The organism is Micromonospora humida (assembly GCF_016901255.1).
GTDB classification, from domain to species: Bacteria; Actinomycetota; Actinomycetes; order Mycobacteriales; family Micromonosporaceae; genus Micromonospora; species Micromonospora wenchangensis.
This window is the reverse complement of record NZ_JAFEUC010000012.1, coordinates 78,643-100,839: the sequence shown is the minus strand read 5'-3', so window position 1 is coordinate 100,839 and position 22,197 is coordinate 78,643. Positions and strand designations below refer to the sequence as shown.

23 protein-coding genes and 1 pseudogene are annotated in these 22,197 nt (G+C 70.4%); 12 read left to right on the top strand and 12 right to left on the bottom strand.

Going from position 1 to position 22,197, the window contains the following annotated elements; genetic code table 11:
• Positions 1-128: 128 nt before the first annotated feature.
• The 3 genes from JQX11_RS22945 to JQX11_RS22935 form a co-directional block, all read right to left on the bottom strand.
• Positions 129-845: a hypothetical protein gene (locus JQX11_RS22945; protein ID WP_204927037.1), complete on the bottom strand. Its 717-nt coding sequence runs from the start codon at positions 843-845 to the stop codon at positions 129-131.
• An 85-nt stretch (positions 846-930) separates the two neighbouring features.
• Positions 931-1,581, bottom strand: a complete 651-nt coding sequence (locus JQX11_RS22940; RefSeq protein WP_204927036.1) for a hypothetical protein — start codon at positions 1,579-1,581, stop codon at positions 931-933.
• Positions 1,574-2,416, bottom strand: coding sequence for a TIGR04255 family protein (locus tag JQX11_RS22935; protein WP_204927035.1), 843 nt, complete (start codon positions 2,414-2,416; stop codon positions 1,574-1,576). The genes JQX11_RS22940 and JQX11_RS22935 overlap by 8 nt, the downstream gene beginning before the upstream one ends.
• A gap of 462 nt (positions 2,417-2,878) precedes the next feature.
• Between JQX11_RS22935 and JQX11_RS22930 the strand changes: the two genes are divergently transcribed.
• Positions 2,879-3,442, top strand: coding sequence for an NUDIX hydrolase (locus JQX11_RS22930; RefSeq protein WP_204927034.1), 564 nt, complete (start codon positions 2,879-2,881; stop codon positions 3,440-3,442).
• A gap of 3 nt (positions 3,443-3,445) precedes the next feature.
• Here the strand turns inward: JQX11_RS22930 and JQX11_RS22925 are convergent.
• Positions 3,446-4,850 (bottom strand): annotated as a pseudogene (locus JQX11_RS22925) (helix-turn-helix domain-containing protein).
• 147 nt (positions 4,851-4,997) lie between these two features.
• On the opposite strand from JQX11_RS22925, the gene JQX11_RS22920 reads away from it, so the two are divergent.
• The 3 genes from JQX11_RS22920 to JQX11_RS22910 all read left to right on the top strand — a co-directional run bounded on the left by JQX11_RS22920 (position 4,998) and on the right by JQX11_RS22910 (position 6,594).
• Positions 4,998-5,336 (top strand): hypothetical protein, encoded by a 339-nt coding sequence (locus JQX11_RS22920; RefSeq protein WP_232378406.1) that lies wholly within the window; start codon positions 4,998-5,000, stop codon positions 5,334-5,336.
• 3 nt (positions 5,337-5,339) lie between these two features.
• A complete protein-coding gene (locus JQX11_RS22915) occupies positions 5,340-5,612 on the top strand; it encodes a hypothetical protein (RefSeq protein ID WP_204927032.1) in 273 nt (90 codons plus the stop codon).
• A 226-nt stretch (positions 5,613-5,838) separates the two neighbouring features.
• Positions 5,839-6,594: a 2OG-Fe(II)-dependent halogenase WelO5 family protein gene (locus JQX11_RS22910; protein WP_204927031.1), complete on the top strand. Its 756-nt coding sequence runs from the start codon at positions 5,839-5,841 to the stop codon at positions 6,592-6,594.
• A gap of 69 nt (positions 6,595-6,663) precedes the next feature.
• Here JQX11_RS22910 and JQX11_RS22905 read toward each other — a convergent pair whose 3' ends face one another.
• Positions 6,664-7,593, bottom strand: coding sequence for a threonine/serine dehydratase (locus JQX11_RS22905; protein ID WP_204927030.1), 930 nt, complete (start codon positions 7,591-7,593; stop codon positions 6,664-6,666).
• A gap of 178 nt (positions 7,594-7,771) precedes the next feature.
• Positions 7,772-8,053, bottom strand: coding sequence for a hypothetical protein (locus JQX11_RS22900; RefSeq protein ID WP_232378405.1), 282 nt, complete (start codon positions 8,051-8,053; stop codon positions 7,772-7,774).
• On the opposite strand from JQX11_RS22900, the gene JQX11_RS22895 reads away from it, so the two are divergent.
• Entirely contained in the window at positions 8,052-8,297 is a 246-nt protein-coding gene (locus JQX11_RS22895; protein ID WP_204927029.1) for a hypothetical protein, read from the top strand. The two genes, JQX11_RS22900 and JQX11_RS22895, sit on opposite strands and share 2 nt — an antisense overlap.
• Positions 8,298-8,726: 429 nt before the next feature.
• Here JQX11_RS22895 and JQX11_RS22890 read toward each other — a convergent pair whose 3' ends face one another.
• A complete protein-coding gene (locus tag JQX11_RS22890) occupies positions 8,727-9,554 on the bottom strand; it encodes a LysR family transcriptional regulator (protein ID WP_204927028.1) in 828 nt (275 codons plus the stop codon).
• Between the two features lie 69 nt (positions 9,555-9,623).
• Here JQX11_RS22890 and JQX11_RS22885 point away from each other — a divergent pair, with 69 nt between their 5' ends.
• From JQX11_RS22885 to JQX11_RS22875, 3 genes are all read left to right on the top strand, one after another.
• A complete protein-coding gene (locus tag JQX11_RS22885) occupies positions 9,624-10,355 on the top strand; it encodes an SDR family NAD(P)-dependent oxidoreductase (protein WP_204927027.1) in 732 nt (243 codons plus the stop codon).
• Positions 10,356-10,551: 196 nt separating this feature from the next.
• Positions 10,552-11,232: a M23 family metallopeptidase gene (locus tag JQX11_RS22880; protein ID WP_204927026.1), complete on the top strand. Its 681-nt coding sequence runs from the start codon at positions 10,552-10,554 to the stop codon at positions 11,230-11,232.
• Positions 11,233-11,304: 72 nt separating this feature from the next.
• Positions 11,305-12,411: a calcium:cation antiporter gene (locus JQX11_RS22875; RefSeq protein WP_204927025.1), complete on the top strand. Its 1,107-nt coding sequence runs from the start codon at positions 11,305-11,307 to the stop codon at positions 12,409-12,411.
• 23 nt (positions 12,412-12,434) lie between these two features.
• On the opposite strand, the gene JQX11_RS22870 is transcribed toward JQX11_RS22875, so the two are convergent.
• From JQX11_RS22870 to JQX11_RS22860, 3 genes are all read right to left on the bottom strand, one after another.
• The gene (locus tag JQX11_RS22870) at positions 12,435-12,911 is read right to left on the bottom strand and encodes a hypothetical protein (RefSeq protein WP_204927024.1); all 477 of its coding nucleotides are present in this window, start codon (positions 12,909-12,911) and stop codon (positions 12,435-12,437) included.
• A 200-nt stretch (positions 12,912-13,111) separates the two neighbouring features.
• Positions 13,112-13,570, bottom strand: a complete 459-nt coding sequence (locus tag JQX11_RS22865; protein ID WP_307826315.1) for a lamin tail domain-containing protein — start codon at positions 13,568-13,570, stop codon at positions 13,112-13,114.
• A gap of 142 nt (positions 13,571-13,712) precedes the next feature.
• Positions 13,713-14,396 (bottom strand): histone deacetylase, encoded by a 684-nt coding sequence (locus JQX11_RS22860; protein WP_232378404.1) that lies wholly within the window; start codon positions 14,394-14,396, stop codon positions 13,713-13,715.
• A 172-nt stretch (positions 14,397-14,568) separates the two neighbouring features.
• Between JQX11_RS22860 and JQX11_RS22855 the strand changes: the two genes are divergently transcribed.
• Positions 14,569-15,990, top strand: coding sequence for a GGDEF domain-containing protein (locus JQX11_RS22855; protein ID WP_307826314.1), 1,422 nt, complete (start codon positions 14,569-14,571; stop codon positions 15,988-15,990).
• A gap of 117 nt (positions 15,991-16,107) precedes the next feature.
• Here the strand turns inward: JQX11_RS22855 and JQX11_RS22850 are convergent, their stop codons facing one another.
• Both JQX11_RS22850 and JQX11_RS22845 read right to left on the bottom strand, forming a co-directional pair.
• Positions 16,108-17,169 carry an aspartate-semialdehyde dehydrogenase gene (locus JQX11_RS22850; protein WP_204927022.1) on the bottom strand — a complete coding sequence of 354 codons (1,062 nt, stop codon included), beginning with the start codon at positions 17,167-17,169 and terminating at the stop codon, positions 16,108-16,110.
• 5 nt (positions 17,170-17,174) lie between these two features.
• Positions 17,175-18,440, bottom strand: coding sequence for an aspartate kinase (locus JQX11_RS22845; RefSeq protein WP_088643814.1), 1,266 nt, complete (start codon positions 18,438-18,440; stop codon positions 17,175-17,177).
• Positions 18,441-18,757: 317 nt separating this feature from the next.
• On the opposite strand from JQX11_RS22845, the gene JQX11_RS22840 reads away from it, so the two are divergent.
• The 3 genes from JQX11_RS22840 (at position 18,758) to leuA (ending at position 22,194) form a co-directional block, all read left to right on the top strand.
• Complete coding sequence (locus JQX11_RS22840; protein WP_307826312.1) at positions 18,758-19,504, top strand: hypothetical protein; 747 nt, start codon at positions 18,758-18,760, stop codon at positions 19,502-19,504.
• 85 nt (positions 19,505-19,589) lie between these two features.
• Positions 19,590-20,120: a nitroreductase family protein gene (locus JQX11_RS22835; protein WP_204927021.1), complete on the top strand. Its 531-nt coding sequence runs from the start codon at positions 19,590-19,592 to the stop codon at positions 20,118-20,120.
• Between the two features lie 319 nt (positions 20,121-20,439).
• Positions 20,440-22,194, top strand: a complete 1,755-nt coding sequence (leuA, locus tag JQX11_RS22830; RefSeq protein ID WP_204927020.1) for a 2-isopropylmalate synthase — start codon at positions 20,440-20,442, stop codon at positions 22,192-22,194.
• The last annotated feature ends 3 nt before the right edge of the window (positions 22,195-22,197 follow it).

Sequence of the window (22,197 nt, the reverse complement as noted above, 5' to 3'; positions counted from 1 at the left end):
CGACCCGCCAGCGTCCGTACGGGCGTCAAGGCCGTCTTGACGTGGCGGGCCGGGCGGTGGCCCGCTCCCCAGGAGGGCGGGTCGACGGCAGACGGGACGGAGTATCCCAGGACCGTTATGCTCTATCGCTACACCGTTGCTTGATCATCTTCGGCTTGTCGCTGCTTAATGATCTTCGCGATTTCTCGTCGCACCCCTGGCCTCTTTTTTGGTAGACCCAGATCGTCGCGCAATCTGTATTGCATCTGCTTCTTCCCATTCGGGGACGGTGCCCGCCGAAGCTCGCTCAGCACCTCATCGAAATCTTTGGCGGCGCGAAGAAGAACTTCGTCCCGATTGAGGGAGTCCAACTCGCCGTTGCGTGTCAGTAGTTGAGTGTTCCATTCCTCGGCTAACTCCGCTTCAGCGAAGGGCGATGCACAGGACTCCACTAGATCGGCAACCCGTGGCGCAAAGCGCGTGTCAGCGTGCCCCATCCGCTGGTGCAGAAAACCCACGCCTTCCTCAGAAAGGCATGCAACTCGATTGTCAAGGTTGATTTCCGTTGTTGGGACTCGTCCCCTCATCTCAAAAAGGGCTGCGTAAAAATCTTCCGAATCCGCAGTATCGTCATCACCTGACCTTCCCTGTAGATTCGGCAGGGGCATCCTGTCGAAGTGCTGCTTCCATGCCGTGAGGTCTATGGCGGCTGACCGCACCACTCGTAACGCTTGAGGTGCAGGCCGAAGTTCATGGCCATCCCGCATGCTGCATGGGTGCGACACGATCATGGCTAACAGTTGGTCGTCGCCCTCAATTCGCTCTACCCCCGGGATGCCTATTCCTGCAAAGACGTCTCCTGTCATGACTGGCCGCAAGAAGGAGACCTCTACGCCGCGAGCTATGTATAGTTCGGCGATCGCCCTAGGCGTCTCCAATGGGTCGGACACGCTAGCTCCCGATAGGGACGATCGACAGGGAGCCATCCTCATTGGGCATTAGTTTCGTGGTCGGCTTCCGGTCTTCCGGCGCAACGCCCACCAACTGTAGCAGTTGCTCCAGATTTATGTGGTGATCAACGTAGGCGAGCAGGGCGACTGCATTTCCTTGTGAATATATCGAAGCTTTGGTGAGGGAACGGTCGATTTCGGCACTGAGCGGCGTTGTAAGCCAGGCCGCAGGATCGGCGACAAATTGTGAGGCGAGGATCTTCAGGAAGGCGCAAAGCTGCGCCAAGGAGTGCAGATTGCCTGGCGATATGACACCACCCCTGCGCCACTTACGGATCGCAGGCACGCTCACTCTGACCAAGCGTGCAATATCCGTCCAACCAAAACCGTAGTCCTCGGCCAGCTCTGCAAGCAAGCCCTGAAGCCCAATCTTCACCTTCTCGTCAGTCTCCGAGTCAAGGAGAAGTTTCAGGTAGTCCTCGTGAAGACGAGCAGTATCATTGTTGATGAAGCCGACCTGATCCCGCAAATGCGCCACTCGCATAGTGGCTTGACTGATTGCGGTAAGGGTTTGATCGTTTGAGCTGGTCCGAATAGCATTACTGACACTGGTTCGAGTCATCGACTCTTCGAAGTGGGCAAGATCAGACACTGTCAGCCTCCGAACTTTCTGACTCCACGTCACCAATGTCGCGCGCTTCAGAACGTAGCACTTCGTCACGGAGCTTTTCGGTGATACTCCATTCGAAAACCGTCTCAACTGAATCATGTAGACGATCAACCACGTCGAGGACTTCCTTCCGCGTGGTTGCAATCGGGGCCTTCGCCGGGCCACTCAAGAAGCTATCTATGTCAAGCAGATAGCATGGCCCGTCGATATTTTTCAACTGAAGGACCCCATCTGGTTCGACTGATGATCTAGGTAATGGCCCATGTGCTAGATATGTGTGCTCTCCGCCATCTCGTGAATGGAATCCCAGCCCGCCCTGGACCCAGCTTGGCAGCAATTCCGGCGGCGGATCGTCTAGCGCAGCGAGCAAGCTTGGATGGACGTACGGCCGCCAGTCACCGATCAGTCCCCTGATGGAAGGAACCTGCAGTTCATTAATGTAGCGAAGACCCAGGCGCACAATTCCCAAAGTCGCGGGTATCGATTCCAATGCATCTACGGCTGCACCAATGCAAGACCTAAGATCTTCGTAGGAAATGTACGTCGTCATCTCCACCGTCAAAGCACCATAGCGGAGTGTGACGACCCTGTCTCGCTCCGCTGTGCTCAGCCGCAACACTGGCTCATTCGGGGAAGCCGGTAGCTGCGTCTCGTCATCTTCTCGGACGAGTAGTTCGACCACAGGCAATTCTGAGCCGAACATAGCCTCAAAGGCGTCCCAAACGCGGCGAGTCGCCACTCTCCGCCGGATCGGGAAGCGTAACTCGAAGGACACCAAACGTATAGGGTGGTTCGGGAACTTCTCCCCAGATGCCATGCCCATCCCTCCTGGCAGGGGTTGTAGGCGCATACTGTAACTAGGAGTGTAACCGACACTGTAACCACTGCACAGGAGTATGAACTTCACCCATCGGACAGTCTGCCCTCATGTTCGTTGGTCAGGAGGCGATGACGGCCAGCGCCGCGACGTCAGGGACGCCGACCGGGGTGACCGGCGGAGCTCTCCACTTGAGGTCGCGGCCCGGCTTCGACGGTGGGAGGACATAACGCCGTCCTCATCTGTCTCCCACGCCGTCGCTGCGACGTCCTCCACGCCATCCTCCGCGTCAAGATTCCCTACCAACCATGTTCCGCGACACCCATCACCGCTTGACTAAACCCACAGAGACACCCCCGACGGGGTTCAGTGTTGGGGTTCGTCTAAGCGGCGCACGGGGCTGCCTCCCGGGTAGACGCCGCCTACTACGCGTGGCGGGGGCTCGGTGCGGATACTGGCGGGGTGGAGGAGCAGACGACAGAGTTGACCCGGTGGACCCTCCACGGCGAACGGGTCGTGGACGACACCCGGCGGGCGCGGCTGAGCATCGCCGAGGTGGAGTTGCCCGACGGGGTGCGCTTCGAGCAGTACGTGATCCGGGCTCCCCTGTCGGCCATGGTCGCCGTGATGGACGATCGGGAGCGCCTGCTGTTGATGCGGCGGCACCGGTTCGTGTTCGACCGGTGGGTATGGGAGTTGCCCGGTGGCTACGTCGACGACGAGGAGCACCCGGCGCAGTGCGCGTTACGGGAGGTCGAGGAGGAGACCGGCTGGCGGCCCCAGGCGGTAGAGCCGTTGCTGTCCTTCCAACCTTGGGTCGGCACTGCCGACGCCGAGAACCTTCTCTTCCTGGCTCGGCAAGCCGAACACATCGGCACCCCCACGGACATGAACGAGGCCGAGCAGGTCACCTGGATCCCGCTCGACGAGGCGTACGAGATGGTTTCCCGGGGTGAGATCGTCGGTGCCGGCACGGTGATCGCGGTGCTGGAGCTGGTCGCGCGCAAGGCCCGGGGAGAGCTGTGACGTTCAGCGCCGCCGGTCGAGGGTGGCGTCAACGCGGCCGGTGAAGTGCCGGACGGCGGGTAGCCGCCGGTGTGGGGCAAGCTGCGCTTGCAGGTCACGGAGATAGCGAACGGCCCTGGCCGAGCGGAGCTGGGCGGTCAGGGTCAGGGCTTCCGCGCCGACGGCACATGCCCGGTCGGGTTCGCCCTGCTGGGCGTGGACGCTGGCGAGCAAGGCGAGGTTGAAGGCTCGGCCGCGTACGTATCGGTTGTCCATGCGCAGGGATCGGGCGGCGAAGCGTTCGGCGTGGGTGTTGCGTCCGAGAGCGTGAAAGCAGTGGCCGAACTTGGCCGACAGGTACGCCTCGTCGAAGTAGCTGAGCCATTGCGGGTCGGCGCTGCGGTCGGCCCGGTCGAGGGCCTGTTCCGCCTGATGCAGGGCGGCGGCGCAGGCCCGTTCGTCGTTGGCCTTGGCCAGGGCGTGGGCTTCCATGACGTGGGCTTCGGCGGTCAGTACGGGAACCCCGGCGCGGCGAGCGGTCTGACCGGCGGCGCGGGCGAGGTCGAGGCCGGTGGCGGTGTGGCCGAGGTAGGTGGCCTGGTGGCTCATCGCGGCGAGGATCTCCGCGCCGAGGCCGTCGTCTCCGGCGGCGTGGGCGAAGTCCAGGGCAAGAGTCAGGTACCGCTGGGCGATGCCGTGCTCCGCCGTGTCGTACGCCTGCCAGCCGGCGAGTTGGGCCAGTTCGGCGGCGGCGCTGAGCAGCCGTTGACCGGTGCCGTGGTCGTACCGGCCGGCGGTGAGCAGCGGGGTCACCTCCTGGTGGAGGTAGCGGGCGACGGTGTCGCGGGCGTGCCCGCCGCCGTAGTGGTTGTCCAACTGGCGGTAGGTCGCCGTCATCGCCCGGATGGTGTCAATCTCGGGTTGGCCGACCGCGCTGCGCGGGTTGGGTGACCGGGGCCGGGTCGGGGGCGGTGAACCAACGCAGCGCCGGCAGGGTGTAGCCGGCCGAGCTGAAAGCCACCTGCCGGAGTACGTCTCGACGGTTCACGTCACCTCGCCAAAGCTCTGCGGCACTTCTTACGTCCTCCTGCCAGGTCCGGTGGAACGGCTCGTGGGTGCGCCGGTCGGGAGGAGCCGGTGGCGCGGACTGTCGGGGTGCCAGGCCCATCGTGGTGCGCGCCTGGTCGGGCATCCGGCAGCCGTCGGCGATCCGCTCTAGGACGTCGATCGAGGTGACCTTGCGTCCGGCCATAATCCGGCTGACGTAGCCCTGTGCCAGCCCGACGGCGGCCCCGATCTGGCTCTGGCTCGCCCCGGTGAGCTGGCTGATCCAGCGGAACAGCCCGCCGATATCGCGGACGGCCAGGACCGCCAGCACCTCGCCGTGCGACCACGCATCCTCCGGTATTCGCAGCGGATCGAGCAGCACGGCAGCTCCCAGCGTCGCGTTCCGACTACTCAAGGTGTTCAGGTCGCCAGCCTAGGGCGACCATTCACGCTGGTCGAGCCGTCCCATGTCACCGTGACATGACCGCTGGCCATGGAACGGCCCACCGCCGGACGCGACGGTCGGCGCATGTCCTTCGATGTCGACAACCCGCCCGAAGAGCCACCCGCCGACTGCCAGCACCGCCTGTTGTGGCGACTGGCCCGCGCCCTCTGGGAAGCCCACCGACCCGACAGCACCGGCTTCTGCGTGGCCACCGGCTGCTGGCACACGAACCAACGTGACCCCTGCCGGCTGGCCCGCCTCGCACAGGAGGGGATGCGCACGGCATGCGGAGAAGCCGTCAGCGCCTCGCCGCCCTGGATCGCCGTCACCCGCGAGCGCCTGACCACCGGCGAGATCGACCCCATGGACGCCGTCGCCGAAGCCCTCTGGCACCGCCGCCACACCCCCAGGGCGGGGCGGTGACCGGTGGGAGCCCTCTACACCTCGGCAGCCTTCCAGGAGTACGCCAGAGCCCAGGTGGCCTACGCGGACATCCTGCTCACTAAACACGCCGAGGCGACCCTCAGTCTGTGCCGCTGCGGCCGACTCCACCCCTGCGACGAACACCGCCACTGGCTGGAGATGCGCACCCACTTCCGGCAGTTCCTCGTCGACGAGCAGTACAGCAACGAAGTACAGCAACCGAGCCGACCACACCCGACCCAGCGCGACCCCAGCAGGCCGGATGACCTCGGCTGACACCCGATCCGACCGGCCTGCCGCCAGTTCGGGACGAAGAGGTCGTCGGTTCGAGTCCGGCCGTCCCGACGTGCCGGGAATGTCTGCGAGGCGCGACCATGTGTCGATTTTGTTGCCTCGGTCATCTCCTACCAGTAATCGTGGAAGGTCCGATGTGTCGATGACCGGAGGGCCGGCGATGGTGACTAGGACGCGTTCGGTGGAAGACGCCTCGTTCGTGGTGCAAGTGACCGACACACTCACCCGCGACCATCTCCTCGGCCTGGCCTGCGGTCTCACCGCGGCCGTCCGGGTCCGGCGCTTCGTCGATCCGCAGACCTGCGCGGCGACGGTCGCCCGACTCAGCGCCGAGGCCCTGGTCACCTATGACACAGCCCGCTATCACCTGCCCGCCGCGCGACTCGGCCCGGTGATCAACGAGTTCAACGACTGTCGGCGGCTCGACGCCCGGTACTGGTCGGCCGCCGCCCAGGCGGAGAAGTTCTGGGACGGCGAGTCCGGCGGGTTACGCGCGCATTGTCTCGCTCAGCTGGGTGCCGCCTGGCAGGGCAGCGTCCGGGCCGCCTCGGTGCACGGCCGCCCACTCTTCTACGGCATCGTGCGGGAGACCAGCGCGGGTACTCTGGTGCACTGGGACGAGCTGGTCCGCGAGTTCGGCTCCGACCTGCTTGACGACCCACCTATCGCCCAGCTGGCGTTCAACCTGTTCCTGTCCATGCCGGACGAGGGCGGTCGGACGGCGATCTGGCGGCATCGGTGGGATCCCCGCGACGAGGCCCACCGGGTGGGTTTCGGCTACGACGCCGCCGCCATGGGGCTGGACGGCTGCCAGCGGACGGAGGTGCGGGCCGAGCCGGGCGACGCCGTGCTGTTCGACCCACGTAACTTCCACGCGGTGCAGCCGGGGAAGGGCAGTCGACGCCTGGCGGTGGCGTTCTTCGTCGGCGTCACCGGCAGCGGGCAGCTGCGGGTCTGGTCATAGGCCGGTCAGGTGCCGCAGCGGGGCGGCGTCGACCACGCCGCCCCGGCCGATCCCACTGCATGCCGGTTGTCACGGCCGCGCCACCAGGTCACCGGGATCGGTGTTGGCACCGCACACCACCACGGCCACGCGCTCGCCCGGTTCTGGCCGGTAGGCACCTGTGCGCAGTGCGGCGAGGGCGGTAGATCCGCCGTACTCCACGGCCAACCGCATCTCGTCCCAGAAAGCCCGCCGCGCCGCTGCGATGTCGTCGTCCTCGACCAGCACGGACTGCACTGCGGTACGTACGCAGACGTCGAAGCCGATATCGCCGATCCGCCGGGCACCGAGCGAGTCGGCGGCGACCCCGCTCACCCCGACATCGACCGGATGCCCGGCCCTCAGCGCGTCGTGCAGGCTGGGGGCGTTGCCCGGTTCGACCGCCACCACTCGGATGCTGCCGTCGAACCATGCCGCGATCCCGCCGACCAGGCCGCCGCCGCCGACCGCCACCAGCACCGTATCGACCCCGGCGAGCTGCTGATCGAGCTCCCTCCCGACGGTGCCCTGACCGGCCACCACCTCGGCTTGGTCATAGGCGTGGATCTCGGTGGCGCCGGTCTCTGCGGCGCGTCGCCGGCACGCCGTCAGGGCGTCGTCGTACCGCTCGCCGACGAGGGTCACCCGGGCGCCGTACTCGTTGAGCCGGGCGACTTTGATCGGCGAGGAGGTTACCGGCAGGAACACCTCGGCATCGATGCCCAACTCCCGCGCGGCGTAGGCCACGGCGAGCCCGTGGTTGCCGCCGGAGGCAGCGATGACCGACCGTGGCGCCGAGCTGATCATTCGGTAGAAGGCGCCGCGCGGCTTGAACGAGCCGGTGACCTGAAGCAGTTCCAGCTTCGCCGCGACCGGGTAGGGCAACCCGAAGGTGCCACTGGGGAGTTCCACCGTCGGCGTCGTCCGGACATGGCCGGCGATACGGTTCGCCGCGTCCTCGATTTGGCTCTTCGTCAGCACCCTGAATCCTCGATGATCGCCACTGGCAGGTTGGGGTAAATCATCCTATTTGAAGGCCGATGGTGAAGGCGAGGCTCCCGCGCCGGAGGTCCTCGTCGGGGGGAGCAGGGATCCGTAGCCTCCGGCCACCGACCCGACGAGGCGGAGTTCGCCGGCCGGATCGCGGGCCCGAGGGTCGTCAGTCGTCGTAGCGTTCGGTGCGGGCGACCTCGGCGAACGCCGCCTCCAGGCACCCGGCGAACGGGACCCCGGTCACCGCGAGCAGGTCGACCACCAGCAGCGGCACGTGGGCGGCGACGGCGGCGGGGTCGGGCGGGGTGTCGTCGTCACCCGGGTCGTAGACGCCGAGCGCACCGGCCAGCAGCACCAGCACCACGTGCGGGTCGACGTCGGGTCGCCAGGTGGCGGTGAAGTTGGGCGACGCGGAGGCGGCCGTGGCCTGGCACGAGAAGGTGACCATGCGGGATGGCTGGCGGTGGCTGCCCGCCGAACACCGCGCCGCGTACCTGATCGACGTTCCCCGCGCCCACCTCCAGGCCGACGACCCGGTCAATGCCGGCCGGGTCCTGATGGAGGCCCACCGGACCACACCGGCCGAGATCCACCATCGACCAGCCGGCCGGGACATCCTCGCCCAGGTCGCCCGCGACCCCGACGCCCCGGCAACGATCACCCAACTCGCCGACATGCTCGGAACGGGTTGAACGGTGACCGGTCCTCACCTGTCCCTGGCGCAGATCCGCAACCGGCTGATCCTCACCGCCCGTGCCGTCCTCCGCGATCACCAGCCCGGGCCCGACGGCCGCTGCCCAATCTGCCGGACCGCAGGCTGCCCGGTGGCGACCGCCGCCCACAACGTCCTGCGCTCAGCGGAACAAGTACAGCAGCGGAGCACAGCAACCGAGCGACCACACCCGACCCGACCGGCGTGCCGCCAGCTCGGGACGAAGAGGTCGCCGGTTCGAATCCGGCCACCCCGACAGAGGCAAGAGGGCACATGAGTCCTCTGGTGCTTCTGTACAGCAGTGACGTATAAGCGGGCCCGTGCGGCTGCGCCGGGCGGGGTCGACCAGGTGCTGGACGCGGTCGGCGGGCAGTTGCTGCGCGTGTGTCGCTGCGGCGGTGGGCCGGTGTCAGCCGGCAACCGCCGCGCGGACGAAGGCGGCGACCTCGCGCGATGTGCTGGTCTGCGACCAGGCGAGGACCAGGGTGGCCGGGTCGGCGTCCAGGACGGGGCGGCTGATCAGGCCCGGGGGCAGGTACCCGCCTACCGATTCCGGGACGACCGCGATCAGGCGGCCGAGCTGGATCAGGTGCAGCAGCTGGTTGCTGTCGGCGACCGGGTGGCCGGTGACGCCGGGGCGGGCTTCGGGCCAGCGGGGCATCGGCTCGCCGTGCAGGTCGGCCATCGACACGGTGGCGCGTCCGGCGAGCCGGTGGCCCTCGGGCAGCAGCACGACCTGGTCCTCCGTGTGCAGGTCGTCGCTGTCCAGGCCGGTCAGGTCGTTCTGCGGCCGGTGCAGCAGGGCGAGGTCGGCGCGGCCGTCGCGGACCATGGCGGCGCGTTCGCCGACCCGGAAGGCGAGGTCGACCGGGACGGCGCCGGGAGATGCCGCGTAGCGGTCGAGGATGGTGCGCAGCAGTCCGGCGTCGCCGCCGGGTTTGAGAGCCAGGGTCAGGCGCGGGGTGGTCTCGGCGGCTTTTCGGGTACGCCGGATCGCCGCCTCGACCGCGTCGAGCGCGCGGCGGGCCTCGGCGAGCAGCACCTCGCCGGGCGGAGTGAGGTGGACCGCGCGGCTGGTGCGTTCCAGCAGCGTGACACCCATCCGGCGTTCGAGCAGGCGGATCGCTCGGGACAGGGGTGGCTGGGCGATGCCGAGGCGCCGTGCGGCGCGACCGAAGTGCAGTTCCTCGGCGACCGCGACGAAGTAACGCAGTTCGCGCGTCTCGACGTCATCCATACCGCCAAGGTATCGCCACGGACCGCTTCGGTCCTGGTCCGCAGGCGCTGCCCGTGCTGGGCTCGGGGCATGAGCGGAGCACGCATCGCGCTGGTGACCGGGGCGAACAAGGGGATCGGGCGGGCCGTCGCGGAAGGTCTCGCCGCGTTGGGGATCACGGTGCTGGTCGGTGCCCGGGACCCGGAGCGGGGAGCGGAGGCGGCGGCGAAGATCGGGGGCGCGTCGGCGGTCCGGCTGGACGTGACCGATCCGGCCGGGGTCGCCGCTGCCGCCGAGGAGATCGGGGCCCGGTTCGGCCGGCTGGACATCCTGGTCAACAACGCGGGGGTCGGCGGTGGCCTGACGGCGCAGGCGCCGGGGGCGGCCCGGCTGGACGGCATCCGGGAGGTGTTCGAGACGAACCTGTTCGGGGTGGTGACGGTGACCGAGGCGATGCTGCCGCTGCTGCGCCGCTCGGCCGGGGCACGGATCGTGAACGTGTCCAGTGGCACGTCGTCGATGGCGTGGACGACCGACGCGACCCACTATCTGAGCCGGATGCCGGCGTCGCTGGGTTATCCGGTGTCCAAGGCGGCGTTGAACATGCTGACCGTGCAGTATGCGAAGGCGCTGGCCGGGGACGGGATCCTGGTGAACGCGATCGCACCGGGCGCGTGTGACACGGATTTCGCCAAGGGGCTGCCCTTTCAGCTGTCCCGGACGCCGGCCGAGGGCGCGGCGGTGGTGGTGCGGCTGGCCACGTTGGGGCGGGAGTGCCCCAGCGGCGGGTTCTTCGACGACGACGGGAAGGTGCCGTGGTGAGACGGCTCAGCCGGGGCGGGGCGCCGATCACCCACGAACCAGTATGACTGTCAGGCATGAATATGCCTGAGGGGAATAGCGGCCTCACCCGAAGACCGTCCGTCCGGGTCGACCACGACGCGCCAGCGTGGGGCGAGGAGTAGGGGCGAGCGCAGCGGTCCTAGAGTCGGTGGCCGGGAGACCGGGAAGGAGCCCGATGTCGATCCCCGATCCGGTCGTGCTCGCCCTGCCGTTCCGGGGCACCTGGCTGGTCCGCAACAGCCCCGCCCGGCGGGTGCCCAGCCACGGCACCGACCTCTTCGCCACCACGTACGCGATGGATTTCGTGGCGGTGCGGGGGCGACGGACGGCGACCGTCCGGGACTGGCGGACGCTGCTGGCGACCGAACCGCCGCAGCGTTTCGTCGCCTTCGGGCTGCCGATCCTGGCCCCCGCCGCCGGCCGGGTGGTGGCGGTGCACGACGGGGAGGCCGACCACGAGGCCCGCCGGTCGCCGACGACACTGCTGGCCTACGCCCTGACCCAGGCGGCCCGGGTCCGCCGGGGCGCGGGCGCCGTCGCCGGCAACCACGTGATCGTCGAGCTGGCCGGGCGTCGGGGGTACGTCCTGCTCGCCCACCTGCGCGCCGGGTCACTCCGGGTGGCGGTGGGCGACGAGGTCGACGTCGGGCAGGAACTGGCCGACTGCGGCAGCTCGGGGAACTCCACCCAGCCGCACCTGCACCTACAGGTGATGGACGCCGCCGACCCGTACGCCGCCCGAGGTTTGCCGATGGCCTTCCGGCACTACCGGTCGTGGCGGCGGCCGGGTGACCCGCCGGTCGAGGTCGACCGGGGCGTCCCGGGCGAGGCGGTGGTGGTCGAGCCGGCGCGGTGACCACCCCGGGCGTGGTGGCGTCCGCCGCCCGGCGCGGCGCGACGACCCGGTTTTCCTGGCAGGGTGTACGGCATGCCCGCGCTGCTCCGCCCCCGGATGTCCGACTGGACGATCGTGGTACCCGTCCTCGCGGTGCTGCTGCTGCTCGTCACCTGGAACCGCGAACTGCCGGGTCTGCTGGTGGCGGTGGTGGCCCTCCTGCTGGCCGGCGCGGTGCTGGCGGCCGTGCACCACGCCGAGGTGGTCGCCCACAAGGTCGGTGAGCCGTACGGTTCGCTGGTGCTCGCGGTGGCGGTCACCGTCATCGAGGTCGCCCTGATCGTCACCCTGATGATCAGTGGTGGGGACAAGACCCAGGCGTTGGCCCGGGACACCGTCTTCGCCGCCGTGATGATCACCTGTAACGGCATCCTGGGGCTCTCACTGCTGCTCGGCGCGCTCCGGCGGCGGGTAGCGGTGTTCAACCCGGAGGGCACCGGTGGGGCGCTGGCCACCGTGGCGACCCTCGCCACCCTGAGCCTGGTGGTGCCGACGTTCACCACCAGCAAGACCGGCCCCGAGTTCTCCCCCGCCCAGCTCGCCTTCGCGGCCGTGGCGTCGCTGGCCCTGTACGGGCTGTTCGTGATGGTGCAGACCGGCCGGCACCGGGACTACTTCCTGCCGGTGACCAGCGACGGCAGCGTGCCCGACGCCGACGGCGACGGGCACGCCGACCCGCCGTCGACGCGTACCGCGGTGACGAGTGTGGTGCTGCTCCTCGTCGCCCTGGTCGCCGTGGTCGGTGACGCGAAGACCGTCTCACCGACCATCGAGGCCGGGGTCGCGGCGGCGAACCTGCCGCAGTCCTTCGTCGGGGTGGTCATCGCGCTGCTCGTGCTGCTGCCGGAGACCCTGGCCGCCGCCCGCGCGGCCCGCCGGGACCGGGTGCAGATCAGCCTCAACCTGGCGCTCGGCTCGGCGATGGCGAGCATCGGCCTGACCATCCCGGCGATCGCCCTCGCCTCGATCTGGCTGGACGGGCCGCTGCTGCTCGGCCTCGCCGGCACCCAGTTGACCCTGCTGGCGTTGACCGTCGTCACCGGGGTGCTGACCGTGGTGCCGGGCCGGGCCACCGTCCTGCAGGGCGGGGTGCACCTGGTGCTGCTCGCCGCGTTCGTCTTCCTCGCCGCCAGCCCCTGACCCGCCGCGCCGGCGGGGCGTCGTCAGTCGTCGTGGCGTTCGGTGCGGGCGACCTCGGCGAACGCCGCCTCCAGGCACCCGGCGAACGGGACGCCGGTCACCGCGAGCAGGTCGACCACCAGCAGCGGCACGTGGGCGGCGACGGCGGCCGGGGCGGGCGGGGTGTCGTCGTCGCCCGGATCGTAGACGCCGAGCGCCCCGGCCAGCAGCACCAGCACCACGTGCGGGTCGACGTCGGGTCGCCAGGTGGCGGCGGCGCGGACGCAGCGTTCCAGCACCTGCCGCACGTCGTCGCTGTCGAGCCCGTCGGGGTGCGCCTGCTCCAGCAGGAGCCGGACCACCCCGCCGAGGACCAGCCCGGCGCGGTCGGCACCGGCGAGCCGGGGCACCGCGCCGTCGTACGCGGCGCTGTCGCGCGCCTGGGCGGCCTCGACCGCCGCGGTGGCGGCCACCGCGATCTCGCGGGCCGGGGCGGGCAGGTGTCGCCAGGTCACCGTCACCGGCCCAGCATGGCAGAGCCGGCCGACACCGACCCGGCCGGACACCGGGGTCGGATCGGCACGGGCGGAAACGGGTCGACCGCCCCGGGACCGGCCGCGACTCCCGGTGCGAGAAGTCGCCGGCCGCCCTTCCCGGGACGGTCGAACGATGGCCGGAGAACGCCCCTCAACGCTCCGGTCACCGCGGGTCCGAGCGGTGCTCAGCAGTACGTGTAGCTGCCCTTGCTTCCCCACGAGCAGGAGTCGATCCCGGTGCCGGCGGAGTTGCGCAGGTAGGCGGTGTCCCCGGTGTTGTTCCAGATGTAGTTCCCGGAACCCCAGTACCGGTGGGTGGAGGTGTTCTTGCCCTTGCCGGTGTGGATGTAGACGCTGGCGCCCTTGGCGAGGCGGACGTCGCCGGAGAACGTGTAGACGTGCTTGGACTTGTCGCGCAGCGTCCAGGACTTCAGGTTGATCGTCGAGCTGCGCCGGTTGGTCAGCTTGACGTACTCGGCGTTGAGGCTGGTGTTGGAGCGGGTGTCGCTGCCCGGGGAGTTGTAGTAGACCTTCGTGATCTCCACGGCCGGGGTGGCGGCCTGGGCCGGCCCCGCGACGGTGAGCGGGCCGCCGACGGCGACGGCGAGCGCCACGGCGAATCCGAAGAGCCTGGTGTGCTTCACGCGTACCCCCACAGGTTCACGGACCGGCATCCACGGGAACCGGTCACGGAAAGTGAGCCGAGGTTATCGACGCGGACGGGCGACCGTGGACCGGAAATGCGCCGCGTCGCCAATCCGGTCCGCCAGTCCCGGCAGCGGGACCCTAATGGTGATCATGGATGGCGCGATCGTCAGGCGACGGCGTCCCTTCCACCGATCCGCACTCGTCCGGCGGGCGGATCAGGCCAGCCAGTCGGTGCCGGCTCCAGTGCCCGGCCACCCCGGGCCGGTCGGCCAGGTAGTCCACCGTCTCGGCCGGCGTCCAGCCGTGCGCCTCCCGCAACCCCTCGGCGATCATCCGCAGGTAGACCGGGGCGGGCGGGGTCCACGCCACGTCGGCGGCCCGCCACGGCGCGGTGAAGGTGAGCATCGGCAGCCCGTCGCGGGTGCCGACCCGCAGCAGCGTCTCGTACCGTCCCGGGCCGAGGGTGGCCCGGCCGTCGGCCACCGCCGCGTCGAGCGCGGGCAGGTCGTCGCCGGGGGGCCGGTACATCTCCTGGGCGGCGAGGTCGGCGAACTGGGCCCGGGTGAGCAGGTAGCCCCGGGCCGCCGCGACGCCGGGCAGCGCCGGGTCGTAGAAGGCCATCCCGCCCGTCCAGGCCCGGGACTCGCCGGCGAAGTAGATGCCGCCGGGGATCAGCACCGGCAGCATCCGGCGCGGCGGTCGGCAGTCCCGACAGCCGGGGTACGACCGCAGCCCGCCGGGCGGCCGGCCACCGGAGAGGTACCAGCCGAGCCGGGCGGCGTGCAGGTTCGACCCGTAGGCGACGTACCAGAGCAGTTCCATGCCGCCCCCTCCGCGCGCCGGGTCCCCACGCTATCGCCCACAGGCCCTGTCCACACCCTGTGGATGAAACATGTGTACGAACAAACTGATCGTGATCCGACCGGCCGCCCACCGCTGAGTACGCTTGCTCGCAGCCCCCGGCACCCGCCGGGCCCTCCTCACCTGGAAGAACGTGGATCACGAGCGAGTCGTCCGGGACGTCACGGTCCGCCTGTCGATGGCGTCGACCGCGGCCGAGGCCTGCCGGTGGACGGTGACCGCGCTCGCCCGGCACGCCCCCGCCACGATCTCCGTCCTGCTCCAGGTGCACGACCGGCTGCGTTGCATCGCCGCCACCGGGGCCTGGCAGGTCTTCTCCGCCGTCCCGCCGAAGTCGGGCATCGTCGGCCGGGTGTACGCCTCCGGCGTCGGGGCCACCGTCGGTGACGTCACCGCCGACCCCGACTACCTGCCGCTGCGCCCCGACGTCACCGCCGAGATCTGCGTACCGGTGCGGGACCAGCAGGGCCGGCCGATCGGCGTGCTCGACCTCCAGTGGAGCGGGCCGGTGGACCTCACGCCGTGGCGGGAGACCGCCGACCGGCTCGCCGAGCGGCTCGGTGCCCGGATCGCGGCGCTGGGCGGGCCGCCCGCCGAGAGCCGCAGCGAGAAACTGCTCCGGCACGCCACCGCGATGACCGCCGCCCCCACCGACTGGGACCTGCTGACCGCCGCGCTCACCGCCGCCCGGGAGGTCTCCACCCTCTCCACCGCCGTGCTGGTGCTCGCCGGCCGGCACGGTCCCCGCGTCGCCGCGCCCACCACCGTCCCCACCGACTGGGAGGCACGGGTCCGCTCCGCGCTGACCGACGCCTCGACCACACAGCTCGACCGGCTCGTCGCGCGGGCCCACCGGTACGGCGCGGCGTACACCCTGGGTGAGGCGGGCTGCCCACCCACCGAGGAACACCAGGCGCTGGCCCGTGCCGGGGTACGCACCCTGGTGTCGGTGCCGGTCGGCCCACCCGACGACGGCGGGGTGCTGCTGGTCGCCGACGAACGGCTGCTGCACCCCGACCCGACCACGGTCAACCTGATGGAACTGCTCGCCGGGCAGGCGTGGGCCGCCCTGGAGCGGCTGCGTACCCTGGCGCAGCTCCGGGAGCAGGCCAGCCTCGACCCGCTCACCGGGCTGCGGCACACCGGCACGTTCGGGCGGCGGATCGCGGCGGCCACCCCCGGGCGTACCGCGCTGCTCGCCATCGACGTGGACGGCTTCAAGAGCGTCAACGACACGTACGGCCACCAGGCCGGGGACCGGTTGCTGGTGGGGCTGGCCCGCGCCCTGGAGGCGGCGCTACGGCACGGTGACGAGCTGTACCGCACCGGCGGCGACGAGTTCGTCGCGGTGATCGAGGTGGCCCACGCCGACGAGGCGGTCCGCATCGCCGAGCGGCTGACCGAGGCCGCCCGGCGCACCGGCCGCACGATCAGCGTCGGTGTGGCGCTACCGCTCCCCGGCGAACCGGCCGACCGCACCCTGCACCGCGCCGACCAGGCCCTCTACGCGGCCAAGCACCGAGGCCGAAACCGGGTCCACCTCTCCATCCCCTGACCCCCGTCACCACCCCCACCCCCGCCCGCGTCGATCATGGACTTGTGGTGGGCTTTGTGCCCCGGCCCACGCCTCTTGCGAACCACAACTCCTTGATCGACGCGGGGTGGGGGTGGGTCAGGGGCGGGGGCGGGGTTTGACGACGAGTTCCGCGATCTGGACGGTGTTGAGGGCGGCACCCTTGCGCAGGTTGTCGCCGGTGACGAAGAGGTCGAGGGCGCGCGGGTCGTCGACGGCCCGACGGATCCGGCCGACCCAGGCCGGGTCGGTGCCGACCGCGTCGATGGGCATCGGGAACTCCCCGGCCTCCGGGTCGTCGACCAGGATCACGCCGGGGGCGTTACGCAGCACCTCCCGGGCCACCTCGGCGTCGACCTCGGTGGCGAAGACGGCGTGCACCGCGACCGAGTGACCGGTCACCACCGGCACCCGTACGCAGGTGGCGGAGACCTTCAGGTCGGGCAGGCCGAGGATCTTGCGGGACTCGTTGCGGACCGTCATCTCCTCCGACGACCAGCCCTGCTCGGCCGGCGACCCCGCCCACGGCACCACGTTCAACGCCAGCGGCGCGGGGAACGGACCCAGCTCGTCGCCGACCGCCTGCCGGACGTCGCCGGGTCGGGAGCCGAGCACCCGGTCCCCGGCGATCTTGCCGAGTTGCAGGTGCAGGGCGTCCACTCCGGCCTGCCCCACCCCCGACACCGCCTGGTACGACGCGAGCACCAGCTCCCGCAGGCCGTACTCGTGGTGCAGCGGGGCGATCGCCACGATCATGGTCAGGGTGGTGCAGCTGGCGTTGGCGATGATCCCCCGGGGCCGGTGGTGCACCTGTTCGGGGTTGATCTCGGGCACCACCAGCGGGACGTCGCGGTCCGCCCGGAACGCGGCCGAGTTGTCGACGACCACCGCGCCCCGCTCCACGGCGATGGGCGCCCAGTGCGCCGACACCTCGTCGGGCACGTCGAAGACCGCCACGTCGACCCCGTCGAACGCCTCGGGGGTGAGCGCGCCGACGGTCAACTCCTCGCCCCGGCAGCGCACCTGCCGCCCGACCGAGCGGGCCGAGGCGACCAGCCTGATCTCGCCCCAGACGTTGCGTCGGGAGGAGAGCAGGTCACACAGCGTGGTGCCGACAGCCCCCGTCGCCCCGACCACGGCCAGGGTGGGCTGCGGTCCCATCGGGGCTACCGCCCGGTTCCCGCGTACACCACGGCTTCGGAGTCGCCGCCCAACTCGAACTGGTCGTGGATGGCGCGTACCGCCCGGTCGAGGTCGGTGTCCCGGCAGACCACGGAGACCCGGATCTCGGACGTGGAGATCATTTCGATGTTGACGCCGGCCGCGCCGAGGGCGGCGAAGAAACCGGCCGCGACGCCCGGGTGCGAGCGCATGCCGGCACCGATCAGCGACACCTTGCCGACGTGGTCGTCGTAGAGCAGGCCCTTGAACTTGACCGGCTCCTGGATCTTGCTGAGCGCGGCCATCGCGGTCGGCCCGTCGGCCTTGGGCAGGGTGAACGAGATGTCGGTGCGCCCGGTGCCCTCGGTGGAGACGTTCTGCACGATCATGTCGATGTTGATCTCGGCACCGGCCACGGTGTCGAAGATGCTGGCGGCGGCGCCCGGCTCGTCGGGCACCCCCACGATCGTGATCTTCGCCTCGCTGCGGTCGTGGGCAACCCCGGTGATCAGTGCCTGTTCCACGGGAAGGTCCTCCATCGATCCGGTGACCATGGTGCCGGTGTTGGTCGAGTATGACGAACGGACGTGGATCGGCAAGCCCGCCCGGCGCGCGTACTCCACGCTGCGCAGGTGCAGCACCTTGGCGCCGCAGGCGGCCAGCTCCAGCATCTCCTCGTAGGTGATGTGCTGGATGTGCCGGGCGTTGGGCACGATCCGGGGGTCGGCGGTGAAGATGCCGTCGACGTCGGTGTAGATCTCGCAGACGTCGGCGTGCAACGCGGCGGCGAGCGCCACGGCGGTGGTGTCCGAGCCGCCCCGGCCCAGCGTGGTGACGTCCTTGGTGTCCTGCGAGACGCCCTGGAAGCCGGCCACGATCACCACCGCGCCCTCGTCGAGCGCGCCCTTGAGCCGCCCGGGGGTGACGTCGATGATCCGCGCCCGGCCGTGCGCCGAGGTGGTGATCACGCCGGCCTGCGAGCCGGTGAACGAGCGTGCCTCGTACCCCAGGTTGTGGATGGCCATGGCCAGCAGCGCCATGGAGATCCGCTCCCCGGCGGTGAGCAGCATGTCCAGCTCACGGCCCGGCGGCAGGGGGCTGACCTGGTTGGCCAGGTCGAGCAGCTCGTCGGTGGTGTCCCCCATCGCGGAGACCACCACCACCACGTCGTCGCCGGCCTTGCGGGCGGCGACGATGCGCTCGGCCACCCGCTTGATCCGCTCGGCGTTGGCGACGGAGGACCCGCCGTACTTCTGCACCACGAGTGCCACGACGGCGCACTCCCTCCCAGCGACGACCCTGAGCGTGCCGACGCCGCCGGCTGAAGTCCGGCGGCGCGTGTCAGACCACCCCAGGGTATCGGGCGGTACGCGAGTGCGGGTCGGGTGATCCCACCATCCGGCGCAGGCCACCGCCGCGCAGCGGGGTCCGGGCCGGCGACACGACCTGACACGCCCGGCCCGTCACCGGTCCGGGCGGGGTCGTCCGGGGCGGTCGCCGGGCGCAGAATGACCCGGTGCATGCCCATCCCCATCCGATCCCACCGCCCCCGCAAGCGCCAGGCCGCCGGGGGTGGCCGGGCCGGTCGGTGCTGGCGGTGCTGCCGGTGCTGGTGCTGCTGGCCGGTTGCGCCTCCGACGGGCCGGACGCCCCGCCGACCGGGTCGCCGTCCGCTCCGACGCCCGTCGAGGTCGACAGCGCCCGCGACGAGCTGGCGGCGTTGGCCGCCGCCGCCCGGGACCGGCACCTGACCGCCCGGTACACCCTGGCCGGCACCGGCGGCCCGACCCGCGAGATCACCGTGACCAGCGCGAACGACGGCAGTTGGCGGGTGGACGTGCCGGGGGGCGCCCTCGGCGGGACGGCCGACATCGCGCTCACCGCCACCCCGGACGGGCTGTTCCAGTGCGGCCTGCCGTCGGCCGGCCGCCCCGAGCCGGCGAGCTGCGTACGGCTGGGCGACCGGGACGACGCGGTGCCGCACCGGCTGGACCCCCGGGTGCAGCACCCGTTCACCGACTGGCTGGAGGTGCTCACCGACCGGCGTACCGCGCTGTCGGTCTCCACCGCGACCACGCCGCCCGGGGTGCCGGGGACCTGCTACGTGGTGGAGAGCACCGCCGCCTCGCTGCACCCGCCGCTGGACGTGGGCGTCTACTGCTACCAGCCGGACGGGACGCCCACCTTCGTCCGGGCGGCGCTCGGCACGTTGACCCTGGCCGGACCGCCCGGCCCGGCACCCGACACGGTGCCGCTGGCCGGGCCGGTGGTGCCCGGTGAGCCGCTCGGCCGGGAGTCGGGTTCGTCGGCGGACCCGAGCCCGCAGCCGTCCTGACCCGTTCGGGGGGTTACGGGTGGCCTTGACCACATTTGCCATAGCGGGCTAATCCACCAAATACCCCATACGGGATTCTCTTCGCATGGCTCACCTCACCCCGCTGCTCGCCTTCCGCTGGAGCCCCTGGGCGTTCCACCCGACCGCCGAATTGACCGGCGACGAGGCGGCGTCCCTGCTGGAGGCGGCCCGCTGGGCCCCGTCGGCCGGCAACACCCAGCCGTGGCGGTTCGCCCTCGGCCGCCGCGACGACGAGACCTGGAAACGCATCCTGGTCAGCCTCACCGGGGCCGACCAGCACTGGGCCCGGCACGCCGCCGCGCTGCTGCTGGGCGCACACGTCGCGGGCGACCCGGAGCGGTGCGCGTACGACCTGGGCCAGTCGATCGCCCACCTGAGCGTCCAGGCCACCGCCCTCGGTCTGCACGTGCGCCAGATCCGCGACTTCGACCGGGCCGCGCTCGCCGCCGACCTGGACCTGGCCACCGGGGTACGCCCTCTGGTGGTGACCGCCGTGGGCCCGCTCGGCGACCCGTCCGCCCTGCCCGGGGAGCTGCTGCGCCGGGAGACCGCGCTGCGCCGCCGGCACCCGGTCCACGCCCTGCTGCTCGGCTGACGCCCCGCTCGAAACGGTGGCGGCGGGACCTCGGGCCGGCTGCCCGGCGGCGGCCCCGGGCGGGTGCGATTCCGGTCTCAGAGTCCGGACCGACCTTTGCACCCCCCGGCTCATCACGTAGGGTCACTCTGTCATGTGGCGGGCGTACCTTCTCCTTGGTCGCCGCGACGGGGCCTGACCGGCCGGCACCCCGTCGCGGAGTCGAACCGCGCCGTCCAGCAGATCCGAACTCCATCTCGGCAACCGTCCGGGCATCGTTGCCCGACCCGCCGACACCTTCGCAATGCTGACGCCACCTGACCCACGGGAGCACTCCGTCATGGCTCAACCTGTCACCACCGACGCCGACGCCGACCAGATCGCCCGGCAGCGTCCCAGCCGGATGCCGTACCAGCGCTACCAGCCGTACCACCAGCAGTTCCGGATCGACCTGCCGGACCGCACCTGGCCGACCCGGCACGTCGAGGCCGCCCCCCGCTGGTGCGCGGTGGACCTGCGCGACGGCAACCAGGCCCTGATCGACCCGATGTCGCCGGAACGCAAGCGGCGGATGTTCCAGCTGCTGGTGCAGATGGGCTACAAGGAGATCGAGGTCGGCTTCCCCTCGGCCAGCCAGACGGACTTCGACTTCGTCCGGCAGCTCATCGAGCAGGACCTGATCCCCGAAGACGTCACCATCCAGGTGCTCACCCAGTGCCGGGAGCACCTGATCGAGCGGACCTTCGAGTCGCTGCGCGGCGCGCACCGGGCCATCGTGCACTTCTACAACTCCACCTCCACGCTCCAGCGTCGGGTGGTCTTCGGCCTGGACCGCGACGGCATCACCGACATCGCCACCCAGGGCGCGCGGCTGTGCCGCAAGTACGCCGAGATCCACACCCCGGACACCGACATCTACTACGAGTACTCGCCCGAGTCGTACACCGGCACGGAGCTGGAGTACGCGGTGGAGGTGTGCGGCAAGGTCATCGAGGTGATCGACCCCACCCCGGACCGCAAGCTGATCATCAACCTGCCGGCCACCGTCGAGATGGCCACCCCCAACGTGTACGCCGACTCGATCGAGTGGATGCACCGGCACCTGCCCCGCCGGGACAGCCTGGTACTCAGCCTGCACCCGCACAACGACCGGGGCACCGGGGTCGCCGCCGCCGAGCTGGGCCTGCTGGCCGGCGCGGACCGGATCGAGGGCTGCCTGTTCGGCAACGGCGAGCGCACCGGCAACGTCGACCTGGTGACGCTGGGGCTGAACCTGTTCTCCCAGGGCATCGACCCGATGATCGACTTCTCGAACATCGACGAGGTCAAGCGGGCCGTCGAGTACTGCAACCAGCTCCCCGTGCACGAGCGTCACCCGTACGCCGGCGACCTGGTCTACACCGCCTTCTCCGGCTCCCACCAGGACGCCATCAAAAAGGGCTTCGACGCCCTGCACCGCGACGCCGAGGCGGCCGGGGTGCCGATCGACGAGTTCACCTGGGCGGTGCCCTACCTGCCGATCGACCCGAAGGACCTGGGCCGCACCTACGAGGCGGTCATCCGGGTCAACTCGCAGTCCGGCAAGGGCGGCGTCGCGTACATCATGAAGACCGAGCACCAGCTGGACCTGCCGCGCCGGCTCCAGATCGAGTTCTCGGGCGTCGTGCAGCAGGTCACCGACCACGACGGCGGCGAGGTCGAGCCGGGCACCATGTGGCAGATCTTCGCCCGCAACTACCTGCTCGACCACCAGGTCGACCCGGCCGTCAACCTGACCGGTTACACGATCGGCACCGTCGACGGCAAGGTCGAGATCGAGGCCCAGGTGGTCGTCGACGGCGCGGCACGCACCCTCACCGCCGTCGGCAACGGCCCCATCGACGCGTACGTCAACGCGCTCCAGTCGGTGGGGGTGGCCGTACGCGTGCTGGACTACCACGAGCACGCCCTCTCCTCGGGTGGCGACGCCCAGGCCGCCGCCTACGTGGAGTGCGACATCAACGGCCAGACCGTGTGGGGCGTCGGCACCGACCCCAACATCGTCACCGCCTCCATCAAGGCCGTCACCAGCGCCACCAACCGCACCCGGTCCTGATCC